The 26075-nt window shown below is 57.5% G+C and carries 16 protein-coding genes and 2 pseudogenes; 9 read left to right on the top strand and 9 right to left on the bottom strand.

Features of this window, described 5'->3' with window-relative positions:
* Positions 1 to 160: 160 nt before the first annotated feature.
* The 3 genes from IF803_RS39490 to IF803_RS39480 form a co-directional block, all read right to left on the bottom strand.
* A complete protein-coding gene (locus tag IF803_RS39490) occupies positions 161 to 538 on the bottom strand; it encodes an NUDIX hydrolase (protein ID WP_016848005.1) in 378 nt (125 codons plus the stop codon).
* 1031 nt (positions 539 to 1569) lie between these two features.
* On the bottom strand, positions 1570 to 2124 hold the full coding sequence (locus tag IF803_RS39485) for a hypothetical protein (RefSeq protein ID WP_016848004.1): 555 nt from the start codon (positions 2122 to 2124) through the stop codon (positions 1570 to 1572).
* 924 nt (positions 2125 to 3048) lie between these two features.
* Complete coding sequence (locus IF803_RS39480) at positions 3049 to 3270, bottom strand: ATP dependent DNA ligase (RefSeq protein ID WP_016848002.1); 222 nt, start codon at positions 3268 to 3270, stop codon at positions 3049 to 3051.
* A gap of 757 nt (positions 3271 to 4027) precedes the next feature.
* Here IF803_RS39480 and IF803_RS39475 point away from each other — a divergent pair.
* From IF803_RS39475 to IF803_RS39465, 3 genes are all read left to right on the top strand, one after another.
* Entirely contained in the window at positions 4028 to 7129 is a 3102-nt protein-coding gene (locus tag IF803_RS39475; RefSeq protein ID WP_461195848.1) for a multidrug efflux RND transporter permease subunit, read from the top strand.
* A 787-nt stretch (positions 7130 to 7916) separates the two neighbouring features.
* Positions 7917 to 8807 carry a sulfite exporter TauE/SafE family protein gene (locus IF803_RS39470; RefSeq protein WP_016848000.1) on the top strand — a complete coding sequence of 297 codons (891 nt, stop codon included), beginning with the start codon at positions 7917 to 7919 and terminating at the stop codon, positions 8805 to 8807.
* Positions 8808 to 9542: 735 nt separating this feature from the next.
* Complete coding sequence (locus tag IF803_RS39465; protein WP_028343461.1) at positions 9543 to 10682, top strand: MFS transporter; 1140 nt, start codon at positions 9543 to 9545, stop codon at positions 10680 to 10682.
* A gap of 250 nt (positions 10683 to 10932) precedes the next feature.
* On the opposite strand, the gene fcl is transcribed toward IF803_RS39465, so the two are convergent.
* On the bottom strand, positions 10933 to 11976 hold the full coding sequence (gene fcl / locus IF803_RS39460) for a GDP-L-fucose synthase (RefSeq protein WP_129964833.1): 1044 nt from the start codon (positions 11974 to 11976) through the stop codon (positions 10933 to 10935).
* Positions 11957 to 13042 carry a GDP-mannose 4,6-dehydratase gene (gene gmd, locus IF803_RS39455; protein ID WP_038380137.1) on the bottom strand — a complete coding sequence of 362 codons (1086 nt, stop codon included), beginning with the start codon at positions 13040 to 13042 and terminating at the stop codon, positions 11957 to 11959. The genes fcl and gmd overlap by 20 nt, the downstream gene beginning before the upstream one ends.
* A gap of 1424 nt (positions 13043 to 14466) precedes the next feature.
* Between gmd and glmS the strand changes: the two genes are divergently transcribed.
* Positions 14467 to 16293 carry a glutamine--fructose-6-phosphate transaminase (isomerizing) gene (glmS, locus tag IF803_RS39450; protein WP_028344267.1) on the top strand — a complete coding sequence of 609 codons (1827 nt, stop codon included), beginning with the start codon at positions 14467 to 14469 and terminating at the stop codon, positions 16291 to 16293.
* A 150-nt stretch (positions 16294 to 16443) separates the two neighbouring features.
* On the opposite strand, the gene IF803_RS39445 is transcribed toward glmS, so the two are convergent.
* Genes IF803_RS39445 through IF803_RS39435 form a run of 3 tightly spaced genes read right to left on the bottom strand, consistent with a single transcriptional unit; the run spans position 16444 to position 20271 of the window.
* The gene (locus tag IF803_RS39445) at positions 16444 to 16878 is read right to left on the bottom strand and encodes a response regulator transcription factor (protein WP_050999497.1); all 435 of its coding nucleotides are present in this window, start codon (positions 16876 to 16878) and stop codon (positions 16444 to 16446) included.
* A 46-nt stretch (positions 16879 to 16924) separates the two neighbouring features.
* Positions 16925 to 17602 (bottom strand): response regulator transcription factor, encoded by a 678-nt coding sequence (locus IF803_RS39440; RefSeq protein WP_018269894.1) that lies wholly within the window; start codon positions 17600 to 17602, stop codon positions 16925 to 16927.
* The gene (locus IF803_RS39435; protein ID WP_016839799.1) at positions 17599 to 20271 is read right to left on the bottom strand and encodes a PAS domain S-box protein; all 2673 of its coding nucleotides are present in this window, start codon (positions 20269 to 20271) and stop codon (positions 17599 to 17601) included. The genes IF803_RS39440 and IF803_RS39435 overlap by 4 nt, the downstream gene beginning before the upstream one ends.
* A gap of 346 nt (positions 20272 to 20617) precedes the next feature.
* On the opposite strand from IF803_RS39435, the gene IF803_RS39430 reads away from it, so the two are divergent.
* Positions 20618 to 20863, top strand: a complete 246-nt coding sequence (locus IF803_RS39430) for a hypothetical protein (protein WP_125459344.1) — start codon at positions 20618 to 20620, stop codon at positions 20861 to 20863.
* A gap of 195 nt (positions 20864 to 21058) precedes the next feature.
* On the opposite strand, the gene IF803_RS39425 is transcribed toward IF803_RS39430, so the two are convergent.
* Positions 21059 to 22375 carry a dicarboxylate/amino acid:cation symporter gene (locus IF803_RS39425; protein ID WP_016839801.1) on the bottom strand — a complete coding sequence of 439 codons (1317 nt, stop codon included), beginning with the start codon at positions 22373 to 22375 and terminating at the stop codon, positions 21059 to 21061.
* A 955-nt stretch (positions 22376 to 23330) separates the two neighbouring features.
* Between IF803_RS39425 and IF803_RS39420 the strand changes: the two are divergent.
* The 4 genes and pseudogenes from IF803_RS39420 to IF803_RS39405 all read left to right on the top strand — a co-directional run.
* Positions 23331 to 23602 (top strand): annotated as a pseudogene (locus IF803_RS39420) (helix-turn-helix transcriptional regulator).
* Between the two features lie 238 nt (positions 23603 to 23840).
* The gene (locus tag IF803_RS39415; protein ID WP_016839802.1) at positions 23841 to 24890 is read left to right on the top strand and encodes an aromatic ring-hydroxylating dioxygenase subunit alpha; all 1050 of its coding nucleotides are present in this window, start codon (positions 23841 to 23843) and stop codon (positions 24888 to 24890) included.
* Positions 24891 to 24893: 3 nt separating this feature from the next.
* On the top strand, positions 24894 to 25646 hold the full coding sequence (locus IF803_RS39410) for a GntR family transcriptional regulator (protein WP_016839803.1): 753 nt from the start codon (positions 24894 to 24896) through the stop codon (positions 25644 to 25646).
* A gap of 11 nt (positions 25647 to 25657) precedes the next feature.
* Positions 25658 to 26014 (top strand): annotated as a pseudogene (locus IF803_RS39405) (FAD-binding oxidoreductase); the annotation flags it as partial.
* Positions 26015 to 26075: the final 61 nt, after the last annotated feature.

Below are 26075 nucleotides of genomic sequence, written 5' to 3'. Positions count from 1 at the left end.
GCGATCATCATCGCGCCGCGACACTGACTCGCCATCCTGATCGCCGCGCTCTTCCGACCCAGATCGTCGCGCTATACCGTCCGATGGTAAGAGCCAATATGCGATGCGGCGAAGTTTGTTGCCTTGAGCGGAAATCAACGTGCAAGTAACCGGCTATTGTTCACTTGGGAAACAGCTTGTCCCGAATGTAGCGGGACGTCGGCGTTAGCCTGATCCGTCGCGGCTTGCGCCAGACCGCCTTGTCGATCTCCTTTGTGTCACCAATCTTCAATTGGCCGGACGCTTTCTTAGCCACGAAAACAGCATCGCTCATCTTGCGCCCAGATCGGCGGTTCGTGCCCTTCACTTCCTTCCAGAGCTTCAACGGTCCGAGTTTGATTTTCGGAAGTTCTTCCGCAACCTCTCGACGAAGGCACGCCCTGTCACTCTCACCGGCACGCTTGCGGCCGCCCGGAAACATCCAGAGCCCGTCGCGACGGCGTCTGACAAGAAGCGCACGACCGTTCTTCGCAACGACAAGCTTTGAGGATTTCGCCATAACCCCTCAAATCGGTTTCACAATCCGAGATCTGTTTAGGCCGCTTGGGCCGCTAAGAGCAGTGACGCGGACCGCGTTCCTTCTCTTCACAAAAGGAACTATCACGATGTGGGGCCGAGCTTGCATGATCCTGAGCGATCTATCGCGCAAACGTTCGTATGTCTTGGAGAAAGATCTTTGAGCAGTTAAGTTTTGAACTGCTTCAAGGAAGAGCAAGCTGGCATCGGCGAGGCGTTCTCGGTTGGGCAAGCCGCTCGCCTCTCATTCGGCGATGGCGATAGATTTTCTCTATCTCTCGTATCGGACATGGTCTTCAGGTACTCTCGATGAGCAATTTGATCCGACTCCGCTACAACACAATGGCAGACGAAAGCCCGGGCGGGGAGTGGAAATGGCGCGTGATCTTGGAGAGAGATGGTGGATACGAGGAAGTTCTCGTAAAGAAGCTCTCGATTAACGTGCCTTCATTCTCTCAAGCAGACGAGATGCCTATTGTGGGACGCAAGTATCACATTGCTTGCTACGGCGAATTAACGATAAAAGACGGACACGGAACCATATGCAAACCCAGGTAAGGTCGCCTTGGTTCGGGCTGCTCTCCTTATCACTTATGTTTTCCGGTTTGGCTCCGGTACAGCGAAGGTCGCCGCGGTTACGCGGATCTGCTTACCGCACAGCCGCGCGGCGATGCTGTTCATGGTGGTCATCACGGCATATATCGGATTTGTGAAAACGTCTCATTTCGAGCCCCAGCCGGTGCCGTAATGGGCCCTGCTCCGAACAAGGTCTGATGACGGTAACTGTCCCTCATGGACGATGAGACAAAGACACGACTTTGAGTCGAACACATGGACTTCGATGCTCAAGGGACTTTCTGGCTAAGATGCAGGTCGGTCCAACAATGCGGAGATCACCCGCAATTAAACTGAATGACTGCCCAGGAACACCTTCACTCAAGCAAATTCAACTGCACACAGGTTCAGGCTGGCACGTATGACGTCGTCGGATAGACTGAGGACGATAAGGATCGTTCAATTATTTGTGCAATCCGTATGCTCTAAATAGAACGGCCCGCGGACACCCGCGCTGAACGTCTCGGCGGCGCCCAAAGCTTCAAGGAGGCGTGCTTTGGGGTCATTCCAGTCGCGTGTTGATCTCAGCGAGCCGAGCGCTATCGCATTACCGCATCCGCACGCATCGAACCCATGGACCGATTCTCCAACCTGGTAATCGTCCGAGATATGGAACAGCCGGGCGGCGTAGCCGACAAGGAACGTCCCGCCGTATTCAGCAGAATCCCTCGTCCTAGCAAAGCCGCCATACTTCATTCGAGCTCTCACGGCGTCGATGAAGTCGGTGACCATGTAAGTCATCACATCGACACCCACGCGCGGCCTGTTAGGATGGAAGCCAAACGCCAAAAGCTGTCCCATCCGGAATGAGCTGGTAAAGCCCATGACGAAATCACCGCTCCGGAATACCTTCCTGTCGTTGCGGACGACGAGAGAGTAGTTCGAGTCCAAACCGGCGCTATCGCCACCGATGTAAACAGTGCCTTTATTAACCAGTCCAACAATACACGTCATTGCGCCCCAATCTCCTCAGCTACGCTCCGGAAGCAAACTACGGTTCATCGTGAGAACGAATCAGGTCCCTTCTGACGCACTAAAGAACGACCTGATTTCATTTCAGTGGCTGGTCGACCACCGCGCCACGCCTTTGCATGTTCTACCTCATCATTCTAGATCAGAATCAGACGTGAAGTTTAATGAGGTCGTGCGCGTGAAATGACGGGGTCAATGGCGTTATCGTGTACAACGATGGACTTACCAGAAGTCACGACGGCCTTTGCAACGGCTCCCCTCGACTGGCAGTTCAGCATCGCCACCTTTGCGCTGCAGTCTGCTATTTAGACCGACACCCCGGTCTACATCGGTTCCATAGTTTCGCCGCACGGCGATCTCCGGGCTGACTTTGCATTTGCAGCGACGCAGGTCCGCTCAGAAGATAATCGTGGATGATGAGGTCCTGAACAAAGCAAGCAACGTACCAATCTGAATACGCATGTTTAAAGAAATTCGTAGAAGTTCGTCGCGTCAAAATCAAAAATAGCTCGCGATGTCGCCTCATCGCCCATCACCGACATGCCCTGGTCGCCCGGCGATGACTGGTTTTAGTGGTAAAGCGAACACGGCGAATTATGAGTAGGCGCCCTAGCGCCGATACAGATCCGGCTTGAATTCTTGCGGCGAGGGCGGGACAAAGCCGTGATCGTCGGGTTTGCAACAGACCGGACGCGGCATCCTGACAGTGCGAAGCGCATGCAGGCGTGTGGTCTTTGTATGGCTGAGCCGGATTCACCTCCCGGAGCCAGCGGGTATCATTGCAGAAGCTGCAGCGCGGTGAGGTAATGATGGATCCTCCCCGACACCATGAAAGAGCTGAATGTCGCCCCTTACCTTCGGCAGTTGACAAGATTACTCGATTTCGACGAACAGCTTCGGCGCAACCTAGATCGCCTCATGCTCGATGCGTTTGGTGTGGGCCTGGGTCTTGCGGATCAGCGGCGTCAGTAGTTTGTGGAGATCGGTGGCCGAGGCCTTGTCGAAGCCGTGGTCGACCTTGCCGGCGTAGAACATCTCGTCACCCGTACGCTGGCCAACATAAATGTCGCCACATTCATTGCCGTCCAGCGCAAAGCTCTCAATGATGCGTGAGCATATCGCCTGCACGCGGACTCTCTGAGTCAATTCTGTGCATGTCGGCTTTTACAACCCGATCGTGTGGGCGGATTAGGTCCTTCGAGATGAGATTTGCATCCCGCCTCGAGCAAAACGAGTGGCGCAGTCGATCGCTTCCGAGCCGACCTAAGGATGATGAGAAAGCCCAAGAAGAAGCTTGAGTGGCACGAGGCCGCGTACAAGACGGGACCGTCGCCCGACCCGCCTGGGGGAATACTGTGGAAGTTTGAGTCGGACCGAGAACAAACCTTGGTATAGGCTTTGTAGCCCATGCGATATCACCCGCTTACCTTTGTAGAGTTGAGCATCTGCCAGGTTGTCCATACTTTCGATTTCAAAGCTGAATCATTCGATCGAACGGGTCGAAGCCTTGAACTGACGCGATTCACCTAGACGGTTTTGCGCTCCATTCAGACTTGAGCACGAGTAAATGGAAGCACGTGAGCCCACCTCCACATCCTGAGGCGGACCTCAGGCTGATTACGCGCAAAAAGGACTTGGGTCTTATCTTGCGAAGGCGCTCCCTATTCGAGATCGCACTCAGCCAAGCGGGGTCGGCGTTCATCATAAGCAGCGAGAATGGAAGAAGCGGAAGGCTGAGCCTCTGCTTGGGAACATACGAGTCTTTAGAGCGGCCACTTCAGTTTCGCTTATAGCAGGGGCCTGGCCGCAGTTGCCGCTTTAATAACGATGGCTGTCGCGCGACTCGCTAGCGAGTTTGCGTCACCCTCTTTGAATGCGAGTCGAGATGACATTTACAGAGCTTTTCATCAAGCGTCCGGTTTTATCTATCGTCGTCAGTCTACTGATCTTGCTGATCGGCCTTCGCGCGGCCGCTGTTCTGCCAATCCGGCAGTATCCCAAACTGTCTAACACGGTCGTCAATATCACGACCTCCTATCCTGGCGCCTCCGCCGACATGATCCAGGGGTTCATCACCACTCCTCTGGAGCAGGCGGTCGCTTCCGCAGAGGGCGTCGACTATGTCACTTCCTCATCTGTGCTCGGTGCGTCGACGATCCAAGTCTACATCAAGCTCAATTTCGATCCCAACGAGGCACTCACCGAGGTGCTGTCTAAGGTCAATTCAGTCAAATCGTTAATCCCGAAAGAATCGAACGATCCGATCGTCACTAAGTCAAGCGGTCAGGCTACCGCTGTCATGTACATCGCCTTCTCCAGCGAGGAACTGACGGCCAGCGCGATCTCGGACTATCTCTCGCGCGTCGTGCAACCGGTTTTGTCGACCGTCGACGGCGTTGCGGCGGCTGACATCCTGGGCAGCCAAAGTTTTGCGATGCGGCTATGGCTCGATGCTGCGAAAATGGCGGGGCACGGCGTGTCGCCGGCAGATGTTTCGGCTGCAATCGCTGCCAACAACTTCCAGGCCGCGTCCGGTCAGACCAAGGGCTATTTCACTATCTCCGACGTCACGACAAACACCGACCTGCGGAGTGTCGATGACTTCAAGCGCATGGTCGTCAAAGCGAATGACGGCGGCTTTGTACGCATGGAGGACATTGCGGCAGTCGAGCTTGCCGCGCAGACCACAGACGTCAGCGTCTCCATGAACGGCGAGCACGCGGTCTTCATCGGTGTCCAGGCGAGCCCGCAGGGCAATCCGCTAAACATAGTGCGAGGTGTTCGGGCGCTGTTTCCAGAAATGGAACGCAACCTGCCGCCGGCACTGAAGATGAAAGTGGCCTACGATTCCACCAAATTCATTCAATCGTCGATCGATGAAGTGGAGAAGACGCTCATTGAGGCCGTCGTGATAGTGGTGGTGGTCATCTTTCTATTCCTGGCCTCGCTGCGGTCGGTCATCATTCCCGTCGTTACCATTCCGTTGTCGCTCATCGGTGTCTGCAGCATGATGCTGGCGCTGGGATTCTCATTCAATCTCCTTACCCTCCTTGCGATGGTACTCGCGATCGGTCTCGTGGTCGACGACGCGATCGTCGTGGTGGAGAACGTTCATCGCCATCTGGAAGAAGGTGCGCCGCCCCTCCAGGCTGCTGCGAGAGGCGCGCGCGAGATCGTGGGCCCCGTCGTCTCCATGACGATTACGTTGGCCGCCGTATACGCGCCCATCGGTTTTCTCGGGGGCGTCACCGGCGCGCTGTTCCGCGAGTTCGCGTTTACGCTGGCGGGGGCGGTGATCGTGTCGGGCGTGATCGCTTTGACGCTGTCGCCGATGATGTGCTCGGTCTGCCTGAAGAGCGCTGAGGAGAAGCGGTTTGCAAGAGTTGTGAACCGCGTGTTTGGCGCCACGACACGCTGGTACGGACGCAAGCTCGACCGCTCGCTCGACTATCGTCCGATTACCGGGCTGTTCGCCCTGACCATGCTGGGTCTCGTCGGTTTTCTCTATATGCACACTTCCAAGGAACTCGCGCCGGAGGAAGATCAAGGGATTGTATTCGCGCTAACCAAAGCGCCGAAATACGCCAACATCGACTACCTCAACTATTACGGCGCCAAGCTCGAAAAGGCGTTTCAGAAGTTTCCCGAGACCGATTTGAGCTTCGTGCTCAACGGCACTAGCGGCTCGCGGGGAGGGATGGCCGGCATGTTGCTCAAGCCTTGGGATGAGCGCAAGCGGTCATCGATCGCGCTAAAGTCCCTTGTCCAGGTCGAGCTGTCCAAAATCGAAGGTATTAACGCATTTGCGTTTAGCCTGCCTTCGCTTCCGGGAGGCACGGACGGGCTACCAGTGCAGATGGTGATCAATTCGACGCTAGGTTTCCAATCCGTCTATGAGCAGATGTCGAACCTGAAGGATGCCGCGCGCAAAAGCGGTCTGTTCATGGTCAGCGATTCTGACCTCGAGTTCAATCAGCCCGTGGTACGAATCAAGGTCGATCGATCGAAGGCCAACGATCTTGGCATCACCATGCAGAATATTGGTAATGCGCTCGCCACCCTACTTGGCGGAAACTACGTCAATCACTTCAATCTGCAAGGCCGTTCGTACCAAGTGATTCCGCAGGTGCCCCGCGAGCAACGCCTGGCCCCGGAAGCGATCGGAAACTATTATGTGAAGACCGCGAAAGGTTCGATGCTTCCGCTGTCTACCGTAGTCTCGGTGGAGACTGCGACTGATCCGAACGCACTCACGCACTACAACCAGCTCAACTGCGCGACCTTTCAAGCCGTGCCGATGCCCGGCGTTACGATCGGTCAGGCCGTGGACTTCCTGGAAGCGCAGGCAAAGAAACTGCCCGCAGGCTTCAGCCACGACTTCCTTGCCGACGCCCGGCAATATGTGCACGAGGGTAACCAACTGGCCATTACCTTCGCGTTTGCCCTTATCGTCATATTCTTGGTGCTTGCGGCGCAGTTCGAAAGTCTGCGCGATCCCCTCGTTATTATGATCAGCGTGCCGATGGCAATCGTCGGCGCCCTGATACCGCTATTTTTGGGCTGGGCGACGATCAACATCTACACCCAGGTCGGACTGCTAACGCTGGTCGGGTTGATTTCCAAGCATGGCATCTTGATGGTTGAGTTCGCCAATGAACTGCAGCTCAAGGAGCGACTTGACCGTCGCTCGGCTATAGAGATGGCGGCGCGCGTCCGGTTGCGTCCAATCTTGATGACGACGGCGGCGATGGTCACGGGCCTCATACCCTTGTTGACCGCAACGGGAGCTGGCGCCGCGAGTCGCTTTTCGATCGGGCTGGTGCTCGTCGCTGGCATGTCTATCGGCACGCTCTTCACTCTCTTCGTGCTGCCGGCGGTCTATGTCGCAATCGCGTCCGATCACCGAGCCGACGCGAGCGCCGGTCACGGGAAGAACGGCACAGAGGTTGAACTCACCGGCGCTGCTGATGTCCAGCTGGCCAAATAGTAACGACTAATCAATCCGCGTTCGCTCGATTGCTGCTCCGGATAGGGCGTTGTTCGCCGACCGCGGTGATTTTATCGACTCGAAATTCACGAGGGTACAAGGATGATGTCCAACTGCTGCGCCTGTTTTGACCCATCGTTTGCCCGAGGAGAAGGGCTGCACACTGCCAAAAATGCGGCCGCTTCATGATGCCGGTGTGGTCAGCGATAGAGCCTGGGACGGCCTCATGCTTTTCGCGTAACGAGATCGTCGCCACATGCTGCCCAGCTTGGCGAGCGTCAGGCGGCCGGCGAAGAACTTGTCAACGCTGAAAAGGTGATGTTGCTATTATCCCAACGTCTCTGGAGCGAATTGCTTTACTCCCGTCTGAGCGCCTCGCATTGCTAGTTGAAAACGACGACCTCTGGGTTGCAACGACCTTAGGGTTTAGTTGCCGACAGTTCAAGTCCACTGGGGACCGTTCGGAACTGGTCGTCAGGAGCCCCTCGCATCTACGACCGCCGCAGTCATGGCTTCGATACGAAAACCAGCGATCGACAAGCCGAAAAATAGACTGACACGTATTAGCTGAGTGATCGCGGTCGGGTAGGGGAAGTACAACGCAGCTTCATACAACCGAAGTCGATAATAAGAGAAACTAGCGCGCTTGGCCACGGCCAAAAACCAATGTGAAGGTCGCCGGAGCTGCGAAGCGAGGGCGGAATCTGCCGCAATCCTGATGACCAATGTCCACGTCTGATTCGCTGACGTGTGATCGGACGCGCTCCGGACTAGGAAGGTTAAGTAAATGCCTGAGTTTGATGGTGCTATGCTATTTTTGGCCGCAACAACTTGTTTTGCGGCCTTTGTAAATGGAGCCATTGGCTACGGTTTTTCGTCGCTCACTGTACCCCTTGCGCTGGTTTTCTACCCCAATCGCATTCTCAACCCGGCCATTGTTATCATCGAAGTCTTCGTCAACGTTTACGTCCTCTTCATCAATCTGAAGGGTGTGCCGGCGGTTTGGAGACGAGTGTTTCCCATCTTGCTTGGGCTCTTGCCAGGCATTGCGCTCGGGGGCTATGCGTTGGCCTCACTGCAGCCGGGCTGGATCAAATTCGCCACGTACACGATCATTTTGCCCCTGATCTTGTTGCAAGCCGCGGGCTGGCGCCGCCCTATCGAAGCGAGCTGGCTGATCGGTCTGCCATTCGGGTCGATGCTGGGCATCCTCTATTCGGTGACGACTATCTCCGGCCCGCCTTTGGCCATGCTGTTTAACAACCAGGGCCTCGTCAAAAACGAATTTCGCGCCGGTCTTGCCCTGGTTCGCGTAGTGGAATCGAGCGCAACTGCCTTTGTCTACTACAAGCTCGGCCTTTTCATTTCCGAAAGCGGCAGCCTGCTTTATGCCTTTATACCCAGTGTTTTGCTCGGCATCCCGCTGGGATCCTACGTCATTCGGCGGCTTGATCCGGAGATGTTTCGACGCATTTGCATGAGCTTTGATGCTTGGATCGTGGGATTCGGTCTGTCACGGGTGTTGATCGAGCTCGATCTCGTGCAGAACGGCTGGGCTTACAGCGTGATGACGGCGACAATACTGATCGATTTTTGCTTGCTATACTCATTCGTTACCACGCACAGTCCGACCTGGTCAGAACGACAGTCGCGGCGCTCCGCGGATATAAGCGCTTGAGGGATGCCGGCGACCAGCTCGCTATCGAACGCGCGCTTCCTGGACCTAACCAGATAGCAAAGGTAATTGATGACTGCACGCGATGCCGATGCTGCCCTTCTGGCGCCAACATAAATGGCAGGGAGGATTTGGTTGATTGCTCCATCACAACCCAGCGCTCCGACACCGGGAATTTGGAATCGCAGCTCTGATTTTCCGTCACGTTCGGATGATCTGCCGCGATCCGATGCCCCGGTATAGCGTAGAAGTTCCCCGCGGTCAGCTCCGGTCCTCCATGAATGTTCGTTGTATTGAGCTCAGGCGTAGCGCAGCGCCTTTGCGTTTTGTGAGAGCTTCCAGATTGACAGCAAATGCTGCCGGGGAGCTGACGGCCGTGTTCACGCGAGCTGTGGTGTTCTTCTCGAAGTAAACGCAAGGTCCGGGTGCCGTCGGCTTTGTGCGCTTTGCGACAAAGGCAACTCGAGCTGTTGCGCCTCTAACCGTCGGAACAAGCAAAGACTAGTGTCCTTCGTACGGCTAGCTATCCGAGAAAGATAGGCCAAACCGGTGTCCGGGCTTGACGATCATTCCGCGTTGACGCTTGCCACTCCGGGAGTGGCTCGAGCTTTTGCGATGGCATCGCATTTGCAGGGATGAAAAATGCCAACGTGAGGCCATCATCGGACCGCTTGCAGGCGGCGCACACAGGATGAGGGGCGCCGCGCTCACCAGCCCGTTCTCTCAGGAGTGCCTGTGATACCATCTGCCAATTGGGCAGCCGGCCTGCTTGGGACGCGGCTTGCGTTTTTTGTTGCCGGATTTGGCCTCGCGGCGTGGGCGCCTTTGGTGCCGCTCGCCAAGGAGCGGCTCGCGGTAGATGACCGCATGCTCGGTCTTCTGCTGCTCTGTCTCGGAATGGGATCCGTTCTCGCTATGCTTTTGACCAGCGTGTCGAATGCGCGGTACGGCAGCAAGCCCATTATCTTCGTCGGTGGACTCGGCCTCGCGCTTATCCTGCCGTGGCTTGCTATCGCCGGAACACCTCTTGCGCTCGGTGCCACGCTGTTTGCGTTCGGCGTTTCACTGGGGGCGATCGATGTAGCCATGAACATCTATGCGATTGAACTGGAGCGCGCCACCGGCCGTCCATTGATGTCCGGCTTCCATGCCCATTACAGCATCGGCGAATTCACCGGCTCTGCTGCCGTGACTTTGTTCCTTTCGCTTCAGCTTGGTCCGCTTTTTTCAACGTTAGTCTGTTCGATGTTTATGATGATCGCGATTGTGTCGGCCTGGCCGCGGTTGACCGCGACGAGTGTAAGGCAGCAGGGGCCAGTGTTTGTCTTGCCCCATCGCAGTGTGGTGCTAATAGCTGCGCTCGCGGCTATTACGTTTCTTGTCGAAGGTGCAATGCTTGATTGGAGCGCTTTGCTTCTCGTTGGGCAAGATCTTCTCGCTGAGGCGCATGGAGGTCTTGGCTGTATGCTCTTCGCCATCGCGATGACTGCGGGACGTCTCGGCGGAGATGCCGTAGTGGAGCGAATCGGCGACCGTGCCACATTGATGCTCGGAACTCTACCAATCATGATAGGCTTCCTGGCTGTGGTCGCCGCGCCGGTTGCGGTGATTGCCATGGCGGGGTTCCTGCTTATTGGATTGGGTATTTCAAATGTTGTACCTGTGCTGTGTCGCCGCGCCGGCAAACAGAAGGTGATGCCGGTGGGCGTTGCAATCGCGGTCATCACGACAGCTGGCTACGCCGGTATACTGATGGGTCCCGCCAGCATCGGGCTCGTCGCACACATGACCGGCTTGCCTTTTGCGTTCGGCATGTTAGGCGCGCTCATGTGCATCGTCACGCTGTCGGCGCGGATGGTTATGGCCGAACCTCGCTAGGCCGCCGATCGAGAGGAAAAGGACACCGGCACGTTTCGAGCCAATGATCGGCTGCGGCGCCGGCGTTCAAGGCTGAGAGTCGATCAGATCTCAACCTGATAGCAGTAAAACGGCACTCTCGATCACAACCATTCCTCTGTTCCTGCGAGTTGGCTCGCTGAACCGTAGCTGGGATGTGCGTGTCACTTGGATGAATCGAACGTCCAACCGAGCGCTGCTGACGAAGAGCGTTGGGCAACGCGCGGCAAAGTTAATCGTTACGCGAGCGACGGGGCCAGCTAGGTGATACCCGTGTACGGATCCTCGGATGGGCCTGCTTACGCCACTTGTCGGGGACAAGCAGTGCCGTCCATTTGCTGTCGGCGAGATATGCCCGATACGCTAGCTGAATGCCATCTTCCAGCGCGGTCTGGGCATGCCAGCCGAGCCTGGCCAGACGACTGATGTCGAGCAGCTTGCGCGGCGTGCCGTCCGGGCGCGACGTGTCGAAGCTGATCTCACCGCGAAAACCGACGGCGGCCGCGACCATGAGTGCGAACTCGGCGATGGTGATGTCCTCGCCGGTGCCGATATTGACCAGTTCGGGCGATGAATAGGTCTTCATCAGATGGATGCAGGCGTCGGCGAGATCGTCGACATAGAGGAATTCGCGGCGCGGCGTGCCGGTGCCCCACACCGCGACGTTGCCGGCGCCCGAAACCTTGGCCTCGTGGAAGCGGCGGATCAGCGCGGCGACGACGTGGCTGTATTCGGGGTGATAATTGTCGCCGGGGCCGTAGAGATTGGTCGGCATCACGCTGATGAAATCGGCGCCGTACTGGCTGCGATAGGCCTCGGCCATCTTGATGCCGGCGATCTTGGCGATGGCATAGGGCTCGTTGGTCGGCTCCAGCGGGCCGGTCAGCATCGAATCCTCGCGCAGCGGCTGCGGCGCCAGGCGCGGATAGATGCAGGACGAGCCGAAGAACATCAGCTTCTCGCAGCCATTGGCGTGCGCCGCCTGGATCACGTTGCTCGAGATCGCCAGATTGTCGTAGAGAAATTCAGCCCGCAGCGTGTTGTTGGCGACGATGCCGCCGACCTTGGCGGCAGCGAGGAACACGGCCTGCGGCCGCTTGGCGGCAAACCAGGCGTTGACCGCGGCTTGGTCGCGCAAATCGACCTCGCTGCGCGACACCGTCAGGAGATCGGCCTCCTCGCGCGCCAGCCGGCGCATCAGCGCCGAGCCGACCATGCCGCGATGGCCGGCAACGAAGACCGTCTTGCCCTTCAGCTCAAACGCCGTGCTTGCCATTGGCCGCGTCCTGCCTGGCCTCGACGAGATCGCTGGCGACCATTTCCTTCACCAGCTGCGCGAACGGCGTCTTCGGCGTCCAGCCGAGCTTGGCGCGCGCCTTGCTGGCGTCGCCGATCAGAAGATCGACCTCGGTCGGGCGGAAATAGGTCGGATCGATCTGCACCAGGGTGTTGCCGGACGCCTTGTCGACACCGACCTCCTCGACGCCCTTGCCGCGCCATTCGATGCTGCGGCCGACCTCGGCAAACGCCAGCTCGACGAACTCGCGGACCGACCGCGTCTCGCCGGTCGCGAGCACGAAGTCGCCGGGCTCGTCGACTTGCAGGATCCTGTGCATGCCCTCGACATAGTCGCGGGCGTGGCCCCAGTCGCGCTTGGCGTCGAGATTGCCGAGATAGAGCTTGTTCTCGAGGCCGACCTCGATTCGGGCAACGGCGCGGGTGATCTTGCGCGTCACGAAGGTCTCGCCGCGGATCGGGCTCTCATGGTTGAACAGGATGCCGTTGCTGGCGAACATGCCATAGGCCTCACGGTAGTTCACCGTGATCCAGTAGCCGTAGAGCTTGGCGACGCCATAGGGCGAGCGCGGATAGAACGGCGTGGTCTCCTTTTGCGGCACCTCCTGCACGAGCCCGTAAAGCTCCGAGGTCGAAGCCTGGTAGAACCGCGTTTCCTTTTCCATGCCGAGGATGCGAATCGCCTCCAAGAGCCGCAGCACGCCGATCGCGTCGGCGTTGGCGGTGTATTCCGGGCTCTCGAAACTGACCTGGACGTGGCTCTGGGCGGCGAGGTTGTAGATCTCGGTCGGCCGGATCTGCTGCACCAGGCGGATCAGATTGGTCGAATCCGTCATGTCGCCATAGTGCATCAGGAACGGCACGTTGCCGGCATGCGGATCCTGGTAGAGATGGTCGACGCGCGCGGTGTTGAACGAGGACGACCGCCGCTTGATCCCGTGCACGGTGTAGCCGAGACCGAGCAGATATTCGGCGAGATACGCGCCGTCCTGCCCGGTCACGCCGGTGATCAGCGCAACGCGCCGCTTTGAGTCCTGAGCCGCCATTGTTTCTCTTAGTTCCGCCGGAACGAGGGCGCCCTTTCGAAACGCGATTTGCGGGGCCCTTTCACGATCTAGATGCGCAAGCGCGCACCACCCGCAATAAAAGGAAAGCGATCGTTACTCTAGTCATACACCTCACATAGAAATGCGCACTATATACATTGATTTATTCTCGACCGTACCATTCAGAGTCAAAAAGGAACGTCAGCTAACACGCGCGACCCACTTGACACCCGCGCAAACGAGCTGGACGAAACGCCGTACACGCAGACCCAGCTAGACGCGCTGATCCAGCGATGTTTCCTATGAGATGGATGCCGACGGTCTGTGTTCCTTATCCGTCTCCAGGTACATGCTGTATCCATTTGCGTGGGTCGGCCACGGCCGAATAGAGCGATGTGCTGAGGTGCGGTTGTCGACGCATTTATGGGGAATGACGGCGTGCAAGCCGGCACACAGTGAAGCTGCACACCAATATCGTATTCTACAAAGCGGCCCCACCTCCGAATAGAGCACGCGATCTGGGCGCTAGGGGCATCTACCTCTGCGCTTCTGCCAATAGTGCAGCTCGCGTAGGAAGTGGACGGTAGACGCAAGACAAAATGAGGAAGAGTAGCAAACGTCGGTATAGTTCTTCGAACGTTTCGATATCGAAAGCTTACGTCCGTACAATAGAGTGTTCGATGCCAATCGTATAGCTTACATCCGAGTATGATGAGCGTCTTAAGCCGTCCTAGAGCGGCTGCGTAAACACGCCGACACCCGGCCATGTGGAGAGTGCCGTGAGGCTGCATCCTTCTGTCCAATGGAGCGCGGCCGGTGCAAGCCTCTCGTGGATACCCTCGGTGAGGTGCGGGGACTCAGTGCCCCCACACCAGCTGCTAACCGGATCGGCCGCGTCGCCGCGCGTTCATCGGGAGTTTGAGCTGAAGAGCCGTGAATGGCTCATTAGCGACGATGAGCCAAATAAGACATGACGTTTTACTGTGAGACAACGGGTCTGTCGATCTGGTTCAAATGTCCTCAATCTATGAAGCCTGACGCCCTGCGCGATATATCCTCGCATTGGGGTTGTTGCGACGCCGGTTGTTATCGTCGCCATCGAGCAACGGATCTGTTTGTGCCGGGGTTAGATGCCGCACCAAGCCGCGCAAGCGCGCCTGCATATAGAGCCCACCTCGAAGCAGTCACGCCATTCGCGGCCGCATCGCAGTTTGTACTTGATAGCGGACAACCAGAGGCGGAGCGTGGCTGGGCGAGGCGATGATGGTTGAAAGACATAGAACTCACGCCTGTGAATGCGACGGTGACAGGCAACTGCATCAAATTCAGAACTTGATACCCATTCCCAACCGGGCGCGCGAAATTCGTGAAAATGCTCCTTTAGGGGACATTTGGCTTCTTGAACGTGGGCTGCATTGATCGATATGTGTGGAATAGTCGGCATCTTGGGACGTGGTCCGGTCGCTGGGCAATTGGTCGCTTCGCTCAGACGATTGGAATATCGTGGCTATGACTCCGCGGGCGTCGCGACGCTCGAAGGTCTCCGTATCGAGCGCCGGCGCGCTGAAGGTAAGCTGAGAAACCTTGAGGAGCGGCTGCGCGATTATCCGCCGTCGGGTCATAGCGGTATTGGTCACACTCGCTGGGCGACGCATGGAAAACCGACCGAGAGCAATGCTCACCCGCACGCAACGGAAAATGTCGCGGTCGTTCATAACGGGATCATTGAGAATTTCCGCGAACTGCGGGCCGAACTGGAGCGGAATGGAGCTCATTTCAGCTCAGAGACCGACACCGAGGTGGTGGCGCATCTCGTCGAATCGTATCTCAAGAATGGTTACTCGCCGCGGGATGCGGTACAAGCCTCGCTGCCACGACTGCGCGGAGCTTTCGCTCTGGCATTCCTGTTCAAAGGCCATGAGGATCTTTTGATCGGGGCGCGCAAGGGGTCGCCCCTTGCGATCGGACATGGTACCGGCGAAGTTTATCTGGGATCGGACGCGATCGCACTCGCGCCCTTGACTGATGCCATCACCTATCTTGAAGACGGCGACTGGGCCGTGCTTACCCGTACGATCTGCATGATCTATGGCGAAGACGGGGCTGTCGTGCATCGGGAAACATCAAAGTCTGGCGTGTCGTCACTCCTGGTGGACAAGGCGAACTATCGCCACTTCATGGCCAAGGAAATCCACGAGCAGCCGACAGCAGTCGGGCAGACATTGGCGCATTATCTCGATATGGCAGCCGAGCGCATAGCCCTGCCGCTCACACTACCGTTCGACTTTAATTTCATTCAGCGCATCTCAATTACGGCGTGCGGCACGGCAAGTTATGCCGGTTATATCGCCAAATACTGGTTCGAGCGGCTGGCGCGCCTGCCTGTCGAAATCGATGTTGCGTCCGAGTTCCGCTACAGGGAGGCGCCTCTGCGCCACGGTGATCTCGCGATCGTTATCTCGCAGTCGGGGGAAACCGCCGACACGCTGGCTGCGTTGCGCTATGCCAAGAGCCAGGGCCTGCACACGATATCCGTGGTCAACGTCCCGACGTCAACGATCGCACGCGAGAGCGAATCCGTGCTGCCGACACTGGCTGGTCCAGAAATCGGCGTCGCCTCCACCAAGGCATTCGTCTGCCAGCTGGCGGTGATGGCGGCGCTTGCCGTCGCAGCAGGCAAGGAGCGCGGCATGCTGTCCGAGATCGATGAATCGAAGCTCGTACGCGAGCTTATCGAAGTGCCGCGGCTGATTGCTGCGGCGCTGTTGGTCGAACCACAGATCGAGAAGCTCGCGCGTGATATCGCAAAGTCGAGCGACGTGCTCTATCTCGGCCGAGGCACATCGGCGCCCCTGGCGTTAGAAGGCGCGCTCAAGTTGAAGGAAATCTCCTATATCCACTCGGAAGGTTATGCCGCCGGCGAGCTCAAGCACGGACCAATCGCATTAATCGATGAGACTATGCCCGTGGTGGTGATCGCGCCTTACGACGACGTCTTCGAGAAAACGGTCTCGAACATGCAAGAAGTCGCCGCTCGAGGCGGCAACATTATTTTGATCACCGATGCGAAGGGCGCTTCGGACGCGACGGTGGATACGCTCATGACCATTGTGTTGCCAAACATGGCTGTAAGCTTTACGCCCATGGTTTATGCCATCGCGGTGCAACTGCTAGCCTATCATACGGCCGTGGTTATGGGGACGGACGTGGATCAGCCGCGTAATCTTGCAAAATCGGTCACTGTCGAATAGACGTCGCAGCAACGTCGACGTGCTCTCCCGCGGAAGTTCTGCGGATACAAGAACATGACAGATAATAGTCTGGCTCGCCGCCGCGTTCTGCCGGAGATTATGGAGACTGCGATCTGGGTATGGCTCCGGTCCGGCGCCAGGCTGATCGCGTCATGTGTCTCCGCCGCCGCCGTTCTCCTCCAGTGCGGCATCGAGATACTCGATCAGCGTATGTCCGGCGAAGGGCTTGGCCAAAAAGCCAGCCGCTCCTGCGCTCAGGGCTGAGGCGCGCACGCGGTCGTTGGGGAAGGCAGTAATGAAAATGAATGGCACACCGTAGCCACGGGTCCGCATTTCCGCGAGCAAGTCCAAGCCGCTCATAACCGGCATCTGCACATCCGTGATTACACAAGAGGTTTCGTTCAACCGCGGCGACCTCAAGAACTCCTCGGCGGACACAAACGTTTGAACGACGTAGCCACGCGATTTCAAAAGGTTCTCTGTCGCCGCACGGACCGATGCGTCGTCATCAACGACAGAAATCAAAGGCGTGGACAAGACAGGCCCTCCTGGCGCGGGACTAGCGACTGCCGAGGCATTAGCCATCCCTGGGCGAAAAGTGGGCTTGCGCGGTTAAATTGTAAAATCATACTTAGGTTTGTTCGGGACGGTTAGCACGGAGTCCCAGCGTCTCAGTCATCCTGATCAAATCCGCCAGCGACCGGGCCCGCATCTTTTTCATCACGTGTCCCCGATAGATCTTGACCGTAATCTCGGCGAGCCCCAGCTCGGCAGCTATCTGCTTGTTCATCAAGCCGGTAGCGACTAGTTTCATAACCGCCTGCTCGCGCGGGCTGAGGGTCTCAAATAGGGACTTGAGATTCACGACGGTCTGCTCGGCTGCCCGTCTTTTGCGATCGCGTTCGGTCGCCGCGATCACAGCGTCCAGTAGTTCCTGATCGCGAAACGGTTTTGTGAGAAAATCGACCGCTCCACCCTTCATGGCCCTGACGCTCATGGGAATGTCGCCATGGCCTGTAATGAAGATGATGGGAATATGAATGTTCGACTTGGCTAGCTCAGTCTGGAACTCAAGGCCGCTCAAGCCGGGCAGCCGGACATCAAGAACCAGGCAGCTAACGACGTCCGGAAGTTTGCTCTGCAGCATTTCTCGGGCCGATCCGAATGCAACGACGTCCAGGCCGACGGATTGAAAAAGGTTTGTAAGCGACCGACGCATCGAGACATCATCTTCGACAATGAAGACAATCGCATTTGCCGATGCCTCGGCTCTGCTGCCTTCGCGCTGGGAGTTTGAGCGTTCGTTCACGACACCACCTCCTTGTGCAACGGCAGGTCAAACCGAAAGCTCGCTCCGGGTCCCTGCCTGTGGACGATTGAAAGACGCCCTCCGTGAGCTTCCACAATCGAGCGGCAGATCGAAAGGCCCATGCCAAGGCCGCTCGATTTTGTCGTGAAGAAGGGGTCTAACACCCGATCGGCGTCATTCTCCGAGATGCCGACGCCATTATCAGTCACCGCAAGCCGCACGTGTTCCATATCGTCCCTAGATGACTGGATCACCAGTTCGCGCGTCCTGTCCGTAACTGCGTCCATAGCTTCGATCCCGTTCATCACCAGATTGATCATCACCTGCTGCAGCTGAATCCGGTCGCCCAGAACCGCCGGCAGCGCTGCCGTCAGCTCGGTTTTCAGTGTCACTTGGTGGCTAACCAGCTCACGATTCACCAGCGCAATGACATCCTTAACGACGTCATTGATGTCGAGCGGAAGCATTTCGATCTCGCCCTTCTTCGCAAGCGCGCGAACGCGACGGATCACCTCGCTTGCCCGGATTGCGTCTTCGATTATCCATTCAACGGATGAGCGCGCAGCGGAAAGATCAGGAGTTTTGCGGCCCATCCAACCTAGGCACGCGTCGGCGTTGCTGATAATCGCGGCGAGTGGCTGGTTGATTTCGTGGGCGATGGAGGTGGTCAGCTCTCCTAACGTCGTCACGCGCGTCACATGCGCGAGCTCCGCCTGTGCCTTCCGCAGCTCTTGTTCAGCCTGGTCTGCGCGGATAATAGCGGTGATGTCGGTGCTGACGCCACGGTAGCCAAGAAAATTGCCGCTTACGTCAAAAAATGGCTTACCGCTCGTCCGGACGTAGATCGGACATCCCATCCGGTTGACAGTGCGATAGACCAAATCACGAAATGGCAGATGTGCCTCTAGCCTTGCACGATGTTGCCGCCATTTCTCAGGTTCGTCTTCCAAGTCGCAAGCAATGTCCCAACGCGGCAGACCCAGGAGGCCTGTGGCAAGGATTCCCGCAGCGCTGGTATGTTCCGATAAGTGAGTGACTTTATGGTCTGGCCCGGTCTCCCAGAGCCAGTCGGAAGCTGTTTCAGCGTAGTCGCGAAAGCGCTGCTCGCTTTCGCGCAGCGCAGCAAGTGTGCTTTCCAGGCGTTCTCTGGCCGCGTATTGCTCAGTGACATCCATATGTGTCCCAATGAGCTCGCCGATATTGCCGTCGCTGCCAACCACGACATGGGCCACAGAATGTATGTGCCTCATCGAGCCATCCGGGAGCAAAATTCGAAAATCATATTCGAAGCGGTTTTGCTTGCCGTCTCTCGCAAGTCGCTGCACGTCCTGAAGCCGCGGCAGGTCGTCCGGATGTATCCGCGAACGAATAGTCTCTATGGACACGGTCTCTTGCGGGTCGAAGCCGAAGAGACGATTCACTTCGGCGGAGCGATACACAAAATCGACTCCGTGGACGTCCCATGACCAACTGCCAGTATGACTGAGATGCTGGGCTTCGGCCAGATAGGCCTCGCTGCGGCGTAGCTGCTGCTCTACTTGCTTTGTAACTGTGATATCCGTCGCTGCCCCGACAAACTCGATTTCGCCAGAGGCGGTTGTCGTCGCTCGCGCCCGCGCGCGGATGTGCTTCACCGAGCCGTCCGGTAGCAGCAATCGGTATTCATGCTCGAACTCCTGCGGGTCTTGCATCGCTCGATCGATCGTCTGTTGGACGGAAGCTCGATCTTCCGGGTGCGTGCGCTCGACGACGAGTTGCGGGCTCGGTATCGTCTTCGGATCCAACTGGAAAATTCGAAAAAGCTCTTTTGACCAAAAAACCTCGCCAGTGGCGAAGTTCCAGCCGAAGCTGCCTGTGTGGCTCAACTCCTGCGCTTGAGCCAAATGGGCTTCGCTGCGCTGTAGGGCAAGCTCCGTCTGCCGTTTTTCGGTGATATCTTCGCAGGATATCAGGACAACCGGCTTGTCATCGGCCCAAAGCATGGCTTTGGCATTTTCTCGCACCCACAGGACCACGCCGTCTTTTCTGACTTTTTGGGCGTCCCAGGTTTGCGATTGACCGATATCTTCAAGGCATCTGCGAATGCATGTGCGTGCGAACTCGCGATCCTCCTCCAGAAAGAGCCTCAGAACGGATTGACCGATGAGTTCGGAGCGCGCATAGCCGAGGTGTGTCGCGCCGAACGTATTGACGTTGAGGATGGTACCGGCTTCGTCGACCATGACGTACATGGCCGGATTGTGCTCAAAGATTGCGCGCCACCGCTTTTCACGGTCCTTCAAATCGGCCGTGCTGCGCCGGAGTTCGGCCGCAGTCTCATGCGCAGCCTCTCTTTCCTGGCGGATTTTTCCAATCAGGTGTGTTCCGACAATCGAGACGGTAAAGAATGCGACAACCACCAGAAGAACTTGAGGGTCATCGATCCGCAGACTAAACGCCGGCGGTGCAAAGTAATACGCCAAAGCAGCGATAGCTAAGACCGAAAGCGCGGATGAGGCGATAAAGCTGCCGATCAATGAAAACAGCAATATAACCAGCAAATAGCCGAACGCCGTCGCAGCGAAATGTGTTTGAAGGTACAAGGAAGCTAGCGTCACCACCGCCAGCGTTATGCTGCCGAAAGTAAACTGCGTGGCAGAACGTTTGAAGTTATTGATCTGGTTATACATTCTTGGACCGTCCGGCCTTTCTCCGGCGGGAGAGTTATAACATTTTAGGCAAAAATGGGGCAATTCTTTCCGCTCCACGCTCAAGAGCGGTTCCGGGTAAATTGCTTACAGCTGAACTCAGCACGTGCCGAAGAAACGCGCATTACAAACGTAGGTATAGTTGTTCTAAACCTTTCCAAATGGCGCGCCGACGTGCGTACAATCGAGGCTCAGATGTCTGTTTTCTTTCACTGCGATAGCCCTTTGGCAGGCGCGCGCGGCTGTGGAGGCCGCGGCCGAGCACAACTGTATGCGGCCAAGGCACGTCCAGCGGCGGGGTAGCTGCGAGCCGCGGGTCTGCCAGGACGTGACGCTGAACAATGAGACGCCCGTCGTTGAATATCTAAAGAGCGCCGACAAGCAGTGGAGCACCGTGAGTTTGCTCAATGCGATCCATCTCGACCTGGTGAAGGTGCCGATCTGGTTCACGAGTCATCACTGCCGCAGCATCGGTGGACGAGGCCAGTTCGCTGGCCACGCGCCAAGCCGTTTCATGGATAGATCCAGTAACTTTGCCCGTCAGGCCCGGCCAGGTTCGGTCGGAATCGTATAGTCTGTCCCGGCCGACCTTACGCCGTCATCTGGATCGCTTTGGGGCACGACACCGAGTCGTGGTACGACCCGCAGATTCCGCGAGAAGAACTCCGGCTCGCAGTTCATTCGGCTGTGCCGATTTGAACTGCGAAAAATTCGGAGTTGGCTACGCTCAGTTCGAGCGTGCCTTGAAATCACGGACAGGACCTGGAGCCTATATCCTTGAGCTTCGTGTATCGGCACCGGCGGTGGGCTGCTCGAGCCGGGCATGTAGGGTCGCGTCGTCGAGCTCGCCTTCCCACCAGGACACGAACACAGCGGCGATGCCATTGCCAGTGATGTTGGTAAGGGCTCGCACCTCGCTCATGAACTTGTCGATCGAAAATACGATCGCCATGCCCGGCACCAATGCCGGGTTGACCACCGACAATGTCGCGGCGAGTGTAATGAAGCCTGCGCCGGTGACGCCGCTTGCTCCCTTCGAGGTCAGCATTGCCACGAGCAAGATCGTGAGCTGCTGGCCAAAGGTCAGATCGACCCCGAGTGCCTGGGCAATGAACAATGTCGCAAGCGTCATATAAATGTTGGTGCCGTCGAGGTTGAAGGAGTAGCCGGTTGGCACCACGAGGCCGACCACGGGCTTTGAGCAGCCCAGCCGCTCGAGCTTCTCCATCAATTGCGGCAGCGCGCTTTCCGAGGACGAGGTGCCAAGCACGATCAGAAGCTCGTCCTTAATATAGATAATGAACTTGAAGATCGAAAAGCCGACGATCCGCGCGATCAGGCCGAGCACGACGACCACAAATATCGCGGCCGTCGCATAGAACAGTACGATCAGTCCGATCAGATTACCGAGCGCCGCCGGCCCGAACTTGCCGATTGTGAAGGCCATCGCGCCGAACGCGCCGATCGGGGCGGCTTTCATGATGATGGCAATCACGCCGAACACTGCGTGCGCGACGTCGTCAATCATGCCGCGCAGTCGTTCTCCACGCTCGCCCAGCGCCATCAGCGAAAAGCCAAACAGAATCGCGAACAGGAGCACTTGCAGAACATCGCCGCGGGCGAGGGCGCCGACCACCGTATCGGGAATGATATTGAGAAAAAAATCGACGGTCTTCGAGGCTTCCGCCTGCTTGACATAGTTGGCGACCGCCGCAGCGTCCGGTTTGACCGCAAGACCATGGCCGATTTGGACCAGATTGCCCATGACAAGGCCCAACACCAAGGCAAAGCTCGATACGATCTCGAAATAGACCAGCGCTTTAACGCCGACGCGCCCGACTTTCTTTGCATCCTGGATATGTGCGATCCCGGATGCGACGGTGCAGAAGATGATCGGTGCGATCACCATCTTGATCAGCTTGATGAAGCCATCACCAAGCGCCTTGACCCAGTCGTTGGTCGCGACCGACGGCCATAGCCAGCCGACGATGGCGCCAATCACGATCGCGATCAACACCTGAACGTAGAGAATTTTATACCAAGTCTGCGACGCGCGCGCGGGCGCCGCAGTTGCCATGGTGGTCATGACGCTTCCTTCCCGAATACACTCGAATGCGAGCCGCTGCGTCGTTCAGAGGCGACGGCATCATTCGAGGCTGTCATTTTAGCCGTGTCCGATTGAAGACGATTCCGGGAGCCGGCGCGTCATTCCAAAGGCAGGCGTTCAGTTACGTTATCGTTTTTCGTCAAGCAAGATCCGCACCAGAGCCAACCTGCAGTCGATCGAGTCGCCATCGGATAAGCACCTGTCTTCTGACGGGTCTTTGAATCTTCGAACGGCATTTGTGAGGTCGATCGAGAAGGCGTTGCTCAGCGTCATGCCGCCTTTTGCTGGCAAGTGTCCCGAGGCACCTCTTGGCATAGAAATCCTAGAGTGATCAGTACCCTTCAAGTGCGCGACTTGATGCAACAGTACGTTACATTGGTAAAATTGATTGTTTGGATCGTAGGCATCCAGGCGATGGAAGCGTGCGACATCTAGAGGGCCGGTCGATGTGAGGTCGTATCGGCATCGGCGCTCGCCGAGCCGATAGCGTTACGATGGGGTTCTCGACTCGATCATTCTGCTCTGAACTCTTTGCCAGGCAGCACGAGACCAACTTATTCTTGCTGCAGATATACGGGCGAGCTCGAATCGAGTTACGACAATCGGATGGCGGTGAATGTGCTCCAGTATGGTCCGGTAAGACCGATGGTTCGGCAGAATTTCTGCGCATCATCCGCATTGTGAAGGTCGCCCGATCAGCTTGCCATGTCCATGATTGTCCAAGGTCGTAGGCTGGACGGTCGCTAGATAATGGACGAGCGCTAGATAGGAGTGAGCTTTGCCACCACGAATAGCGCTTTCTACTTGGGGTGCCGAAAGTCGCTTCATCGATATTCGGTATCCCTCCAGGGAGCGCGCTTCTCCATGATGATGGCGCGATAGTGCCGCCGTTCGCGGCCGGCCTCTCACCTGGAGCTCTCAAATGCCCTATTTGATGTCAGATCCATCCACCCGGTTCCTGCGTACGCCGGAGGCTGCGCGTTATCTTAGCCTATCCGGCCGCACGCTCGAAAAGCACCGCACGTATGGCACGGGGCCAGCGTATCGAAAGATCGGCGGTCGCGTCATCTACGCACTGGATGATTTGAGAGCATGGGCCGATCTCGGCACCAAGACGTCGACGTCTGATCCCGGCAAGGGAACTGTGCTGCCGGCCAAGAAGCCCCAATCCGGCGTCCCTTCGCAGGCCAGGAATCTCGCCGATAGCCGAGGCTGCGACAGTGCAGGGACTAGATGCAGCGGGTGTGCACGATGGCGAGCTTGGATTCATCCGCTAGCAGTTTTGGTGCGTCGCAAAAAATCTTCACCGAAGCGGAGCCCGACCGAGCCGCTTGGGACCATTACTGTATACAGAAATTCCATTGTAAGCCCGCATATTCGTCACTTTTTTGGCCCCTTTCAAATTTATGTATACAGTCGGTGTCCCTAAGCGAGGAATCGGCACATGAGCCATTGCTTTCCGACGAATGTCTGGTACGCGGCCGCTTGGGATGCAGAGGTGAAGCAGGCGCTGTTGCCGCGCACGATCTGCGGCAAGCACGTTGTGATGTATCGGCGCGCCAACGGGGAGGTGGCGGCACTGGAGGACGCCTGTTGGCATCGATTGGTGCCGCTCTCAAAAGGGCGTCTTGAGGGCGACAGCGTTGTCTGCGGCTATCATGGGCTGAAATTCAACGCGCAGGGCCGCTGCACCTTCATGCCCTCGCAAGAGACGATCAACCCCTCCGCCTGTGTGCGTGCCTATCCTGTGGTCGAGCGCGATCGCTTCGTCTGGCTGTGGATGGGTGATCCGGCGCTGGCCAACCCGCGCTTGGTGCCGGATATGCACTGGAACGATGATTCCGCTTGGGCCGGTGACGGTGACACCATTCACCTGAAATGCGATTATCGTCTGGTTGTCGACAACCTCATGGACCTGACGCATGAAACGTTTGTGCACGGTGCCAGCATCGGCAATAACGCCATCGCGGAAGCGCCGTTTGACGTCACCCATGGTGAGAAGACCGCTACCGTAACGCGCTGGATGAAGGGGATTAGCGCCCCGCCGTTCTGGGCCAAGCAATTGCAAAAACCTGGTCCGGTGGACCGCTGGCAAATCATTCGTTTCGAGGCGCCGTGCACCATCAATATCGACGTCGGAGTGGCGCCCGCCGGAACAGGCGCGCCGGAAGGCAACCGATCGGCCGGCGTCAATGGTATTGTCCTCAACACCATTACGCCCGAAACGGAAACGAGCTGCCATTATTTCTGGGCCTTCGTGCGCAATTATCGCCTGAACGAGCAGCGCCTGACCACCGAACTCCGTCAAGGCGTTTCTGGCATCTTCCGCGAGGACGAGGTCATTCTCGAGGCGCAGCAGCGCGCAATCGACGAAAATCCAGACCGGGTCTTCTATAATCTCAACATCGATGCTGGCGCGATGTGGGCTCGCCGCTTGATAGATCGCATGATCGAGGCCGAGAATCCCTCGCAAGGTCAGCAGGCCGCGGAGTAGAGCATGGTCGAGCGCGACAGCGATCGTTCAGTCTCGCAAACAGTACGCGCCCAGCTCAGCTTGCGCGACCTGATCCTTTCGGGTGACTTGCGGCCAGGCGAGCGGATCTCCGAGTTGCAGGCTGTGGAGACGACCGGCGCATCGCGCACCCCGGTGCGAATGGCATTGGTTCGGCTGGAGGAGGAAGGACTTCTGGAAGCGATCCCTTCTGGCGGTTTCATGGTGAAGGCATTCTCCGAGCGAGATGTCCTGGATTCAATCGAACTGCGTGGTACGGTGGAGGGGCTGGCCGCGCGCTTTGCCGCCGAGCGCGGCGTTCCGTCGCGCGATCTTGAGCCTCTAAAAGGATGTCTTGACGAGATCGACGGCTTGGTGCGGCAGGATCCAATCTCCGTCGAGGCATTTTCCTCCTACGTCGCGCTCAATGCGCGTTTTCACGCGCTATTGACCGAATTGTCGCGCAGTCCTCCCTTGATCCGGCAGGTCGATCGCGCGTCGGCGCTCCCATTCGCCTCGCCCAGCGGCTTTGTGATGACTCAATCGACACTGCCGGATGCGCGCCACACACTCTTGATTGCACAAGATCAACATCGCGTCGTGATCGATGCAATCGAAAATCGCGAAGGCGCACGGGCCGAGGCAATCATGCGCGAGCACGCCCGAGTGGCGGCGCGCAATCTGCGCCTGGTGCTCAGGAACAAGACGCATTCTGACCTGCTGCCAGGACTGGCGCTCATCAGGATGGCAGGCGATTAAAGGAAATCTCCATGCGGTTCATTGAAAGCTGGACACCCGCAACGCTCGTCGCGACGCGCGATCTGACACCTTCGATCCGCGAGTTCCTGATCAAACCGGAAAACTTTGATGGCGCGGCTTATCCGGTCGGCAGCCATATCAATATCGCCGTCACTATCGATGGGCGCCCGGATACGCGATCCTATTCCTTGGTCGGCGAACCCGAGCGAACCGGCTATCGTATCGCCGTGCGGCGCGCGGAGGACTCCCGCGGCGGCTCGCAGTACATGTGGTCGCTCGCGCCGGGCGCCCGACTGACCATTACATTGCCGGCCTCTTTGCTGCCGATTGACTGGGCGCGCCGGCACTACTGCCTAAAGCGGGATGGGTTTAGGTTGAATCGATTTGGGATTCCCAAATCAGTGTGTTTCTGATTCACCATGCTGGCTG

This window comes from Bradyrhizobium sp. UFLA06-06 (genome assembly GCF_054820065.1).
The sequence above is the reverse complement of the archived record's forward strand: the minus strand, read 5'-3'. Positions and strand labels throughout refer to the sequence as shown.